12 protein-coding genes are annotated in these 11909 nt (G+C 60.5%); 5 read left to right on the forward strand and 7 right to left on the reverse strand.

Annotated features, from left to right (window positions below; all coding sequences use genetic code 11):
- Positions 1-18: 18 nt before the first annotated feature.
- Entirely contained in the window at positions 19-987 is a 969-nt protein-coding gene (locus tag Cth01_RS07090; RefSeq protein ID WP_003050465.1) for a LysR substrate-binding domain-containing protein, read from the reverse strand.
- 142 nt (positions 988-1129) lie between these two features.
- Entirely contained in the window at positions 1130-3313 is a 2184-nt protein-coding gene (recG, locus tag Cth01_RS07095) for an ATP-dependent DNA helicase RecG (RefSeq protein WP_034377350.1), read from the reverse strand.
- 148 nt (positions 3314-3461) lie between these two features.
- On the opposite strand from recG, the gene Cth01_RS07100 reads away from it, so the two are divergent.
- From Cth01_RS07100 to Cth01_RS07115, 4 genes are all read left to right on the forward strand, one after another.
- Positions 3462-4673 carry an HD-GYP domain-containing protein gene (locus Cth01_RS07100; RefSeq protein ID WP_034377351.1) on the forward strand — a complete coding sequence of 404 codons (1212 nt, stop codon included), beginning with the start codon at positions 3462-3464 and terminating at the stop codon, positions 4671-4673.
- 87 nt (positions 4674-4760) lie between these two features.
- Positions 4761-5849 carry a tRNA preQ1(34) S-adenosylmethionine ribosyltransferase-isomerase QueA gene (gene queA / locus Cth01_RS07105; RefSeq protein ID WP_034377352.1) on the forward strand — a complete coding sequence of 363 codons (1089 nt, stop codon included), beginning with the start codon at positions 4761-4763 and terminating at the stop codon, positions 5847-5849.
- A 127-nt stretch (positions 5850-5976) separates the two neighbouring features.
- Positions 5977-6831, forward strand: coding sequence for a Wzz/FepE/Etk N-terminal domain-containing protein (locus Cth01_RS07110; RefSeq protein ID WP_034377353.1), 855 nt, complete (start codon positions 5977-5979; stop codon positions 6829-6831).
- A 104-nt stretch (positions 6832-6935) separates the two neighbouring features.
- On the forward strand, positions 6936-7862 hold the full coding sequence (locus Cth01_RS07115) for a DMT family transporter (RefSeq protein WP_233425120.1): 927 nt from the start codon (positions 6936-6938) through the stop codon (positions 7860-7862).
- 20 nt (positions 7863-7882) lie between these two features.
- Here the strand turns inward: Cth01_RS07115 and Cth01_RS07120 are convergent, their stop codons facing one another.
- Positions 7883-8620 carry a uracil-DNA glycosylase gene (locus tag Cth01_RS07120; RefSeq protein WP_080745841.1) on the reverse strand — a complete coding sequence of 246 codons (738 nt, stop codon included), beginning with the start codon at positions 8618-8620 and terminating at the stop codon, positions 7883-7885.
- Between the two features lie 172 nt (positions 8621-8792).
- On the opposite strand from Cth01_RS07120, the gene Cth01_RS07125 reads away from it, so the two are divergent.
- Positions 8793-9197, forward strand: coding sequence for a winged helix-turn-helix domain-containing protein (locus tag Cth01_RS07125; protein WP_045838864.1), 405 nt, complete (start codon positions 8793-8795; stop codon positions 9195-9197).
- A gap of 21 nt (positions 9198-9218) precedes the next feature.
- Here the strand turns inward: Cth01_RS07125 and trpC are convergent, their stop codons facing one another.
- The 4 genes from trpC to Cth01_RS07140 form a co-directional block, all read right to left on the reverse strand.
- Entirely contained in the window at positions 9219-10019 is an 801-nt protein-coding gene (trpC, locus tag Cth01_RS07130; RefSeq protein ID WP_034355065.1) for an indole-3-glycerol phosphate synthase TrpC, read from the reverse strand.
- Positions 10012-10173: a hypothetical protein gene (locus Cth01_RS23955; RefSeq protein ID WP_165572356.1), complete on the reverse strand. Its 162-nt coding sequence runs from the start codon at positions 10171-10173 to the stop codon at positions 10012-10014. Before Cth01_RS23955 ends, trpC begins: the two co-directional genes overlap by 8 nt.
- Positions 10170-11213, reverse strand: a complete 1044-nt coding sequence (gene trpD / locus Cth01_RS07135; RefSeq protein WP_122974404.1) for an anthranilate phosphoribosyltransferase — start codon at positions 11211-11213, stop codon at positions 10170-10172. Before trpD ends, Cth01_RS23955 begins: the two co-directional genes overlap by 4 nt.
- A 111-nt stretch (positions 11214-11324) precedes the next feature.
- On the reverse strand, positions 11325-11906 hold the full coding sequence (locus tag Cth01_RS07140; RefSeq protein ID WP_034355070.1) for an anthranilate synthase component II: 582 nt from the start codon (positions 11904-11906) through the stop codon (positions 11325-11327).
- Positions 11907-11909: the final 3 nt, after the last annotated feature.

Consider the following 11909-nt stretch of genomic DNA (forward strand, 5'->3'; position numbering starts at 1 on the left):
GAGCCACTGCAGCAGCGCTTATTGCGACAGGCGCTGTACTCCTGGCAGCGGGCAGGCGTAGACGGCATTACGCAGTGCGGCAATCGCCTCATAACGCGTGAAACTGCGCCGCCAGGCCAGCACCACACGGCGGGTGGGCGGTGCAATGCCGTCTTCCTCATGAATCGGAAGATAGCGGATATGAGGTTCGTCAGCGCGGCGACGGCGCTCAATGGGAGCCAGCGCATCTTCGGGCACAGACAGGCGCGGCACCAGGGTCACGCCCATGCCGGCGGCCACCATGTACTTGATGGTTTCCAGCGACGAGCCCTCGAACGTGCGGCGAATGCCTTCGGAGTTGCTGGCATAGCGCGCGAACTCCGGGCAGACCTCAAGCACATGGTCGCGGAAGCAGTGACCCGCGCCCAGCAGCAGCATGGTCTCGTTCTTGAGATCCGTGGTGGACAGGCTTTTCTTCTGCGCCAGCGGGTGGGTGCTGGGCACGGCGGCCATGAAGGGCTCGTCGTACAGCGGCGCCAGTGCCAGACCGGTATCGGGGAAGGGCTCGGCCATGATGGCGCAGTCTATCTCGCCCGTGCGCAGCATCTCCAGCAGCTTGACGGTGAAGTTCTCCTGCAGCATCAGCGGCATCTGCGGCGTCATATTGATGGAGTTGCGCACCAGATCGGGGAGCAGGTAAGGGCCTATGGTGTAGATCACGCCCAGGGTCAGAACGCCTGACAGCGGGTCCTTGCCGCGCTTGGCGATTTCCTTGATCTCGTTGGCCTGCTCGAGCACGCTTTGGGCCTGGCGCACGATCTCCTCGCCCAGCGAGGTTACCGAGACTTCGCCGGCACTGCGCTCGAAAATCTTGACATCCAGCTCTTCCTCCAGCTTCTTGATCGCCACGGACAGCGTAGGCTGGGACACATAGCAGGCTTCGGCGGCGCGGCCAAAGTGCTTTTCCCGCGCAACGGCCACGATGTACTTCAATTCGGTAAGAGTCATAGAGAGGGGGTCTTTCGGATCATCAATAACGGCATTGATTCATCCTGTTTTTGCATTCAATCACATATTACCAAGGCAAAAGATTACATATATTCCTGCAAAAACGTAACTATTTACGTCTACAGACGCAATTTTCGGTACTTCAGGCCTTCAGATACTCGGCCTTGCCACCCAGCCAGCGGCTGACATGGCGTGCCGCCAGCGCAGGAAATTGCTCAAGCATAAGCGGTGCCAGCTCGCGCGCCCAGTCCAGCAGGAGCACGTCCTGCTCGAGATCGGCAAAGCGCAGCATGGGTGCGCCCGACTGCCGGGCGCCGAGAAACTCGCCCGGGCCGCGAATCTCCAGATCCCGCCTCGCGATCTCGAAACCGTCATTGGTCTCGGCCATGGCACGCAGGCGCTCCTTGCCGGTATCGGACAGTCGCCCGTTGTCATTGACCGAATACAGCAGCACACAGGCCGAGGCTGCAGCGCCGCGCCCCACACGGCCGCGCAACTGGTGCAGCTGCGAGAGGCCGAAACGCTCCGAGTGTTCAATGACCATCAACGAGGCATTGGGCACGTCCACACCCACCTCGATCACCGTGGTGGATACCAGCACTCCCATGACGCCGGCAGAAAACAGCTCCATCACGGCCTTTTTCTCGGCCGTGGGCATGCGCGAGTGCAGCAGACCCACCATGACACCAGGCAGCATTTCGCTCAAATATTCATGGGTAGCCGTGGCATTCGACAGATCCAGCGCTTCGCTCTCCTCGATCAACGGGCAGACCCAGTAGACCTGACGCCCGCTGGCGACCTGGGCACCGATACGCTCGATCACCTCGTCCTTGCGGCTGTCCGAGATCAGCTTGGTGACGATAGGCGTGCGCCCTGGCGGCAGCTCGTCGATGGTGGAGACATCGAGGTCGGCGTAATAGCTCATGGCCAAGGTACGGGGAATCGGTGTGGCGCTCATCATCAGCAAATGCGGCTCCATACCCGTGGCCGCGAGCTTTTGCCGCAGCGCCAGACGCTGGGCCACGCCAAAGCGGTGCTGCTCGTCGATCACGGCCAGGGCCAGGTTCTTGAACTGCACCTGCTCCTGAATCACGGCATGCGTGCCCACGACCAGCGCCGCCTCGCCGCTTTCCACCAGCGCCAGCATCGCGGCGCGCTCCTTCTTCTTCTGGGCGCCAGCCAGCCAGGCGACCTTTTTACCCAGCGGCGCCAGAATCGGCTCCAGCCAGCCGACCAGCTTGCCGAAATGCTGCTCGGCCAGGATTTCGGTCGGAGCCATCAACGCGCATTGCCAGCCGGCCTCGATACAGGCCACGGCAGACAGTGCTGCCACCACCGTCTTGCCCGAGCCCACATCGCCCTGCAGCAAACGATGCATGGGAATACGGCGCTCCATATCGGCCCGAATCTCTCCCACCACTCGCTGCTGCGCCCCCGTCAGGCCAAATGGCAGTTGCGCCAGAAACTGCTGCGTCAAATCCGCCATGCCGGCCTGCGGCCTGAGCACGGGCGCACGCAAGCGGGCGCGCTCGCGCTTGGCCTCGTACTGGGACAGCTGCTGGGCCAGCAACTCTTCCGCCTTGAGTCTTTGCCAGGTCGGGTGCGAATGGTCCTCCAGCGTGACCAAGGCCACGTCAGGGGTTGGATGGTGCAGAAAAATGAGCGCATTGCGCAAGTCATATGCCGGCTGCAGTCCATTTTGACCATAGGACTGCGCGATGGGAGGCGACTGCCCCGGTGGCAAAGTCTCGGACAGATCGGCACGCAACAGCGCCGAGGCGATGGCCCGGCGCAGATACGCCTGGGGCAGACTGGCAGTGGCGGGATAGACCGGTGTCAGCGCCGTGGGCAGCTCGCCGCCCGCCACCCGAAATGCGGGGTGCATCATCTGCCGCCCCCAGAAACCGCCCTTGACCTCGCCGCGAATGCGCAGACGCGCCCCGGGCGCCATGGTCTTTTGCTGCGAGGGGTAGAAGCTGAAGAAAGTCAGCAGACAAGTGCTGCTGCCATCATCCACGGTGACCTTGAGCATACGCCGCGGGCGCAGTTGCACCTCGCTGTGCGTGACCGTGGCTTCGATCTGCACCGTCTCGCCATCACGCGCGTTCTTCAGCGGCACGATGCGGGTTTCGTCCTCATAGCGCAGGGGCAGATGCAAAGCCAGATCGATATCGCGCGTCAATCCCATCTTCTGCAAGGCCTGCTGCGCAGGACTGACGGTCTTTTTGGGAGCGGCATCCTGGTCCATGCCCGCCTTTTTCTCACGAGCGGCAGCGCGCTTGACAGCAGACTTCGGCTCGGTAACAGGCTTTTTTGACACAGACAACTGAGACTCCTTGACTACACTCCCCGCGACAGGGAAAGCAATGTATGTATATACAGCATATTCAGGTTTGCAAACAACTGCCGCCAGCGCAATAACGTCAAAATCGCTACCATTCCCAATTTGTTACTATGTGTTTCCTCGTAAATCCATGTTGAAGCGAGTTGATGTCGAGCACCTGCGCCCGGGAATGTTTGTGCACGAGTTCTGCGGCTCGTGGATGGAGCACCCCTTTTTGCGTACCCGCCTCCTGCTCGATCAGCCCAGGGACCTGGAACGCCTGCTTGCCACCACCATCCGCCAGGTGTGGATAGACACCGGCAAGGGGGCCGACATCGCCCCCGACATCACGCCCGCAGAAGTCTTGGAGTCGCCAGGCGACGAAGCTGTGCCCAGCTCGCCGGTACGGCCCACCAGAACCAACGTGGAGTTGCAGCAGGCCCATCAGATCATTGGGCAGGCACGTGATGTGCTCAAGACCATGTTCAAGGACGTTCGCCTGGGCCGTCCGCTGGACCTGCCTGCCTCAGGTCTGCTGGTCGACAAGATGGCCGAGTCGATCAAGCGCAACCCCCACGCCCTGATCAGCCTGGCGCGTCTGAAGACTGCGGACAACTACTCCTATATGCACAGCATTGCGGTGTGCGCGCTGATGATTGGTCTGGCACACCGCATGGGTCTGGACGAGCACCAGGTGCATCAGGCCGGTATCGCAGGCCTGCTGCACGATATCGGTAAAAGCAGAGTGCCGCCGGATGTTCTCAACAAGCCTGGGCCGCTGGATGCCGAGGAATGGGTCATCATGAAGTCCCACCCTCGCTGGGGCTACGAAATCCTGTTGCCTCAGGGGCTGGACGACGCCGTTACCGACGCCTGCCTGCATCACCACGAAAAAGTCGACGGCACGGGCTATCCCGACGGACTGAAGCAGGACGAGATCAGTCTGATGGCGCGCATGACGGCAGTCTGCGATGTCTATGACGCAATCACCTCGGATCGCCCCTACAAGCAGGGCTGGCACCCGGCCATCGCGCTGCAGCGCATGGCGCAATGGGCGCCCCATCATTTCGACAAGGCCATCTTCGAGCAGTTTGTCCAGACGGTGGGCATCTACCCGCTGGGCTCGCTGGTGCGGCTGCAGTCGCAGCATCTTGCCGTGGTGCTGGATGTCTCGCCGACCTGTTTGCTGACCCCGAAAGTGCGGCGCTTTTACTGCCTCAGCCAGCAGCGCCGCATCACGCCCGAGATTCTCGACCTGGCCTGCCCACATGCCAACGACAGCATAGTCGGGCGCGAAGACCCTGCCGACTGGCCCTTCAGGAATCTCAACGAGCTCTGGAATCCAGCTGCTGCTCAGCCCTGAAGCCGGCAGCCCTAATGGCGATTTGCGACAATCGCCCACTTGTTTGATTGAACTTGGAACGGGCCTCGTACGGCCCTCAAGCACCGCATGTCTTCCTGCACCCGTGAATTCACACTCAGCGATTTCGACTTCGACCTGCCCGAATCCCTGATTGCCCAGCATCCCACCGCCGTTCGCAGCGCCTCGCGCCTGCTTGACGGCCGCAGCCTCCCTGCCACCGACCGCATCTTCCGCGAACTGCCCGATCTGCTGCAGCCCGGCGACCTGCTGGTCTTCAACGACACCAAGGTCATCAAGGCGCGCGTCTTCGGCGAAAAGGCCAGCGGCGGCAAGATCGAGCTGCTGGTCGAGCGCGTGCTGCAGAACAACGAGGTCGTGGCCCATATGCGAGTGAGCAAAAAGCCCTTGCCTGGTGCCAAGATCCATCTTTGCGGCGGCCTCAAGAACGGCGGTTTCGAAGCCACCCTGCTGGGCCGCTGGCCGGACGAGAACGGGCCGCTGTTCCATCTTTCCTTCAAGGGCAACCAGGGCGAATCGCCCTATGAATTGCTGGAGCAGTTCGGCCATCTGCCGCTGCCGCCCTATATCGAGCGCCAGCAGAACGCCGAGCATGATCCCGATGAGAAAGAAGACAGCGAGCGCTACCAGACCGTGTTCGCAGCCCACCCTGGTGCCGTAGCCGCACCGACCGCCGCCCTGCATTTCGACGAGACCGTTCTGGCCGCCCTGCAAGCCAAGGGCGTGGAACGCGCCAGCGTCACCCTGCATGTGGGAGCCGGCACCTTCCAGCCCGTCAAGACCGAAAACCTTGCCGACCACACCATGCACAGCGAGTGGTACGACATTCCCCTGCCCACATTGGCTGCCATGGAGCGCTGCCGCCAGCGCGGTGGCCGCATCATTGCCGTGGGCACCACCACGGTGCGCACGCTGGAGTCCTGGGCCAAGTACGGCAATATCAGCGGCGACACCAGCATCTTCATCACACCGGGCTTTCAGTACCAGGTGGTGGACATGCTGATCACCAACTTCCATCTGCCCAAAAGCACGCTGATGATGCTGGTCAGCGCTTTTGCGGGCTATGAGCACATCATGGGCATGTATCAGCATGCGATTGCCCAGCACTACCGCTTCTTCAGCTATGGAGACTCCATGCTGCTGGAGCGCCAGCGCTGATCTGCAACACACTGGAGCCGCCGTGCCGGCTCCTGGCATAAGGAGTTACAGAAACACTGGGTCCAATCTTTTCTTAGTGGTAGATTTCATCGTTTTGTCAAAGTGCTTATTCATTTAGAAAAAATCAATGGAAGTTCAAACCCCACAAGATGAAGAGTTGGATCTGCTGGATCTATTGGTCACACTCGCAGAAAACTGGAAAATTCTGATTTTCGGCCCGCTATTGGCTGGCATTGCGGCTTACGGAATCGGCTTGGTGATCCCCAAGACCTACGAGAGCAGCGCATCGGTTCAGGTGGAGCGTCCCGGCTCCAGCTTTACCGCCCCCATGGCCGCCAGCCTGGTCATGTCTGCTGACGTGCTGCATCAGCTTGCCCCCGTTGCAGGCCTGGACGATGGCCTGACCAAGGAAGAAATCTATAAAAAACTCAGCAAGCGCATCACCGTCAATGTCGGCAAGCAGGACAAGCTGCTGAATATTTCAACCCAGGCCAAATCGCCCGAAGCGGCTCAAAAGCTCAACCAGGCACTGCTGGACACCTTGTTTCCTCTGAGCAAGCCACGCGGTCTGGAAAAAAAGCAGCTGGAGGTGCAACTGGCCTCCGAGAAGACACGCCTGGAGGAATCGCTCAAGCTGGAGCATGACACTTCTGCCAATCTCTCTTCTGGAAAAAGTGTCACCGAAGCCACCAGCCGCCTCTATGGCGAACTGCTGACAGCCAACAGCAATCGCCAGAAGGGGATTCTGGACATGGAGCGTCGCCTCGGCGGCCTGGACAACGACGATGTGATCCAGATGCCGACCCTGCCCGAGCGCTCCATCAAGCCCAAGAAGCCCATGCTGGCCATTGGTGCGGCCGTGGGTACCGGTTTCCTGCTGCTGCTGTTTGTCTTCATCCGACAAGCGCTGCGCACCGCCAAGGAGTCCTCGACCGAGCAGGCCGAAAAAATTGCGCGTATTCGTAACGCCATGCCCTGGTAATCCTTCTTCACCCCATCCAGTGCCCGCATCTAACAGTGCGGGCATTTTTATGGGCGTCACAACCAGAGCCGACAACTTCATCCCCCTAGAATTCCTCGCTTCTCTTGTCGCAAATCGCTACGGACATGCTTCCCAGCTGGCTCTCTCCCACACTTTCCACGTCAGCGCAATCAGCCATCCGCGGTGTTCTGCTCACCATATTCGCCTGTGCGCTGTTTGCCGTTCTGGATAGCGCCACCAAGTTCACGGGAACGCTGCTTCCGGTTCTCATGGTTCTGTGGCTGCGCTTCACGGCCCAGGCTCTGGTCACCAGCGTGCTGGTTTTGCCTCGGCACGGCCTTTCGGCACTGAAAACCCGGAACCTGAGGTTTCAGCTGCTGCGCGCGATCTCGGGGCTGTTGACCACGGTCTGCGCCTTCTTCTGCATAAAGAACATGCCTTTGGCCAATTTCACGGCCATCTGGTCAGCAGCGCCGCTCTTTATCGTGGTGGCCTCGGCGCTATTTTTCAAAGAGCAGGTCAGTCCTGCCCGTTGGTCGCTGCTGGTGATCGGTCTGCTGGCAGTGATTGCCATCGTCCGACCGGAAAACGATGGACAGCCCTTGGGCCTGGCCGCCCTGTGGCCGGTTGGTCTGCTGGTATCTGGCACCACCTACCAGGTCCTAGGAAGTCGCCTGTCGCGCCTGGATTCACCTCCAACCACCCAGCTTTACTCGACCTGGCTGCCCTTGCTGCTGACCACGCCTCTCATAGGCTTTGTATGGCAGCCCATCGATGACTGGCAGATCTACGCAGCAGCAGCTGTGATGGGCCTTTGCAGCGGCATTGGCCACCTGATGCTGCTGCAGGCATACACCCACGCCACGCCCGCAACCGTGGCACCTTTCCTCTACAGCCAGATCGGCTTTGCCATGCTGATGGGCTGGCTGTTTTTCGGGCAGCTTCCCGACAGCACATCGCTGCTCGGAATGACGGTGGTGACGCTCAGCGGCCTGACGGGCGTCTGGCTTGGAATCAGGGAAAAGCGCTGAGACAGCCCAATCTGGCCATCTCAATAGCCGTGTCTGAGCTTGAACTCCCTGGCCTTGCCGAAGTGTCCGTTACCGATAAAGGGCACGGGAGGCCTCAGGGCCGATAGCGGTGAAGGGTGATTGCTCATCAGCACCAGATGACCACGATCCTGAGGAATGAACACACGCTTGGACTGGGCGTGCGAGCCCCAGAGCATGAAGACCGTGGGCCGCCCCTGCTCGGCGACATGTCGGATGATGGCATCGGTCAGCTCTTCCCAGCCTTTTTTGGCATGGCTTGCGGCCTGCCCTTCTTCCACCGTCAGGCTGGTGTTGAGCAGCAGTACACCACGCTGAGCCCAGCTCACCAGGCTGCCGCCTGGCTGGGGAAACGCCGGAAACGGCGTGCCCAGTTCGCGCTGCATTTCCTTGAAGATGTTCTGCAACGATGGCGGAACGCGCACCCCGGGTGCTACAGAAAATGCCAGACCCTCGGCCTGCCCACGACCATGATAGGGGTCCTGCCCCAGGATCACGACACGCACCTCCTCGGCGGGTGTCAATTCCAGGGCCCGCAGAGGTTTGGGCGGGAAAATCACGGCCCCTGCACCCAGTCTTTGCTGCAAAAACTGCAGCAAGCCCTGGCCTGTGCTCCCTGCAAAGAAAGAGTCGACAACGGCTTGCCAGTCTGGCGAGACAGGCCAGTCCTGCGGATCTGCACTCATCAACTGGGTAGGCGCAGCGGTGTTGGCACTCATGCTCTGACTAGTGAAGTTCATGCGTGGATTCTCTCAACTTCCAGAGTCACCTCGAATGATTTCCTCAAGGGTTCCTACCTATTTTGAGGCTCAAAATACCTGATTTCAGTGAGTGACACATTCTGACAATTTGCAAAGAATCGATTCCAACATAGCTGACCACTTGGCGGCTCAGGCTCACAAGGAGTTATTCATGCACACATCTTCTGCCAGTCACTCACAAGCCTCTGCCGCGCAGGCCTTCTTTTCCTGCGCCCGCCCTGCGTTCACCTTGAGTCCCCAGGGCTTCAAGTTTGCCGACTGGGAGTTGAGGCTGCGCTCGCGCAGCCTCATCAGCGCTGCCGGGCATGAGGTGGGACTGACCAAGAGCGAGTTCGCGCTGCTGCTGGCCCTGCTCAAACGTCCCAGGCAAATCATGAGCCGTGAGCAGATCATGGATCTGACGCAGGCCGAAGACGATGTCTTTGACCGTGCCATTGATGTGCAGATGCTGCGCTTGCGCCGCAAGGTCGAAGTATCGAGCCGCGCGCCCACGCTGCTCAAGACCAAGCGTGGTGCCGGCTATTTTCTGGATGCCGATGTGCAGGTTCTGCGCTGAACCTGCACAGCAGCCAATCGCTCACTGAAACAACTGGGCCAGGGCCTCGCCCGGCTCGCGGGCACGCATAAAGGCCTCGCCCACCAGGAAGGCGTCAATGCCGGCGTCACGCATGGTCTTCACATCGTCGCGGCTCAGGATACCGGACTCGGTCACCAGCAGGCGATCGGCGGGCACATCCTTCTTGAGCGCAATCGTGGTCTGAATATCGACCTCGAATGTACGCAGATTGCGGTTGTTGATGCCCACCAGCGGCGTCTTGAGCTTGAGAGCGCGCTGCAACTCCTCGCCGTCATGCACTTCCACCAGCACATCCATGTCCAGGCTGTGCGCAATCTGCTCCATCTCCGCCATCTGCGCATCGTCCAGGCAGGCAGCGATCAACAGCACGCAGTCGGCGCCCATCACCCGCGATTCGTAGATCTGATAGGGGTCGACCATGAAGTCCTTGCGCAGCACCGGCAGCAGCGTGCTCGCGCGGGCCTGCTTGAGATAGTCGGGTTGCCCCTGGAAGAACTGGCGATCAGTCAGCACCGACAGGCAGGCCGCACTGATCTTGCCGTCGCCCACCATATAGCTCTGGGCGATATCGGCAGGATCGAAGTCGGGACGGATCACGCCCTTGCTGGGGCTGGCCTTCTTGACTTCGGCAATCACGCCGGCCTGTCCCTTGGCAATCTTGGCACGGATGGCGCCCACGAAATCGCGCGTGGAGACACGGCTTTCCGCATCGCGGCGCATCTCGGCAAACGGCACGGCCTTCTTGGCGGCAGCAACTTCCTGGACCTTGACGTCGCAGATTTTCTTGAGAATGTCAGACATGGTTTTCCTTGTTGGTGGCGGCATCTGCCGGGCCGCGCAAGACCTTCACGATGACGCGGTGCATGCCTATGCCCACCACGATGAACAGCAGGGAGATGCCCAGCACGACCCAGGTGCCGGCATCACTCCAGATGGGCGCATCCAGCAGGCTCATGCCGCTGCCTGGCCGAGCTTTTGCGAATAGGCCACCAGCTCCTTGAGCTTGGCCAGTGCCGCGCCGCTATCGATGGCCTGTTGCGCACGCTCCAGGCCCTCTTCGATAGAGCCTGCCACATTGGCGGCATACAGGGCGGCGCCGGAGTTGAGACAGACGATATCGCGTGCCGGGCCTTGGTCCCCCTGCAGCACGCCCATCAGCATGGCTTTGGACTCCTCGGGATTCTCGACCTTGAGCGAACGCGTGCCAGCCATGCGCAGACCAAAGTCCTCGGGATGGACTTCATACTCGCGCACCACGCCGTCCTTGAGCTCGCCGACCAGCGTGCCCGCGCCTAGGCTGATCTCATCCAGGCCGTCGCGGCCGTAGACGACCAGCGCATGCTCGGCACCCAGGCGCTGCAGGGCACGCACCTGAATGCCGACCAAGTCTTCGTGGAACACGCCCATCAGGATATTGGGCGCAGATGCCGGGTTGGTAAGCGGGCCCAGGATGTTGAAGATGGTGCGCACGCCCAGTTCCTTGCGCACAGGTGCCACGTTCTTCATGGCCGGATGATGGTTGGGCGCAAACATGAAGCCTATGCCCACATCGCGTATGCAATCGGCGATCTGTGCGGCGTTGAGGTTGATGTTGACGCCCAGCGCCTCCATGGCATCGGCGCTGCCCGACTTGCTGCTGACGCTGCGTCCGCCATGCTTGCTCACCTTGCCGCCCGCCGCCGCAATCACAAAGGTCGAGCAGGTGGAGATGTTGAAGGTGTTGGCGCCGTCGCCGCCGGTGCCGACGATATCGACCAGATTCCTCTTGTCGTGCACGTTCACCTTGTTGGAGAACTCACGCATCACCTCGGCCGCAGCCGAGATCTCGCCAATGGTTTCCTTCTTCACGCGCAGGCCGGTGATGATGGAGGCCGTCATCACGGGCGAGAGCTCGCCGCGCATGATCATGCGCATCAGATGCAGCATTTCGTCATGGAAGATTTCACGATGCTCGATGGTCCGCTGCAGCGCTTCCTGGGGAGTGATCATTGCAATATCTCTCTATATTTTTGAGAGCTGCTTACGCTTTCCTTCACTTGCATTCCTATTGTTTTCAATCTGAAATCAAGCAATTACATGCGCTAGCAGCTATCAATAAATCGGCTGTTATTTCTGATCGAGAAAGTTCTTCAGCATGGCATGACCATGCTCGGTCAGAATGCTCTCGGGGTGGAACTGCACTCCCTCGATGGCCAGCTCGCGGTGGCGCACCCCCTGGATTTCACCATCTTCGCTGGTCGCCGTGATTTCAAGGCACTCGGGCAGCGTGCTGCGGTCTATGACCAGAGAGTGATAGCGGTTGACCGTGAACTGCCTTGGCAGGTCGGCAAACACGCCCTTCTGGTCGGTGCTGATCACGCTGGTCTTGCCATGCATCTGCTGGCCCGCCCGGATGATGTCGCCGCCAAAGGCCGCGCCAATGCTCTGGTGACCCAGGCAGACACCCAGAATCGGCAGCTTGCCCGCGAAATGCTTGATCGCCGCCACCGAGATGCCCGCCTCGTTGGGCGAGCAGGGGCCGGGCGAGATTACCAGCCGCTCGATGCCTTCGCGCGCGATAAGCGCCTCGACTTCGGCCACCGTGGTTTCGTCATTGCGCACCACGGTCACCTCCGCGCCCAGCTCGCCAAAGTACTGGACGATGTTGTAGGTAAAGCTGTCGTAGTTATCGACCATCAGCAGTTTCATGGT

The organism is Comamonas thiooxydans, assembly GCF_000964545.1.
Lineage (GTDB): Bacteria > Pseudomonadota > Gammaproteobacteria > Burkholderiales > Burkholderiaceae_C > Comamonas > Comamonas thiooxydans.

Bases quoted from the DNA above. Each gene is read 5' to 3' on its own strand.
- Cth01_RS07090 (WP_003050465.1), bottom strand. From the start codon at position 987: ATGACTCTTACCGAATTGAAGTACATCGTGGCCGTTGCGCGGGAAAAG.
- Cth01_RS07100 (WP_034377351.1), top strand. From the start codon at position 3,462: ATGTTGAAGCGAGTTGATGTCGAGCACCTGCGCCCGGGAATGTTTGTG.
- queA (WP_034377352.1), top strand. From the start codon at position 4,761: ATGTCTTCCTGCACCCGTGAATTCACACTCAGCGATTTCGACTTCGAC.
- Cth01_RS07110 (WP_034377353.1), top strand. From the start codon at position 5,977: ATGGAAGTTCAAACCCCACAAGATGAAGAGTTGGATCTGCTGGATCTA.
- Cth01_RS07120 (WP_080745841.1), bottom strand. From the start codon at position 8,620: ATGAACTTCACTAGTCAGAGCATGAGTGCCAACACCGCTGCGCCTACC.
- Cth01_RS07125 (WP_045838864.1), top strand. From the start codon at position 8,793: ATGCACACATCTTCTGCCAGTCACTCACAAGCCTCTGCCGCGCAGGCC.
- trpC (WP_034355065.1), bottom strand. From the start codon at position 10,019: ATGTCTGACATTCTCAAGAAAATCTGCGACGTCAAGGTCCAGGAAGTT.
- Cth01_RS23955 (WP_165572356.1), bottom strand. From the start codon at position 10,173: ATGAGCCTGCTGGATGCGCCCATCTGGAGTGATGCCGGCACCTGGGTC.
- Cth01_RS07140 (WP_034355070.1), bottom strand. From the start codon at position 11,906: ATGAAACTGCTGATGGTCGATAACTACGACAGCTTTACCTACAACATC.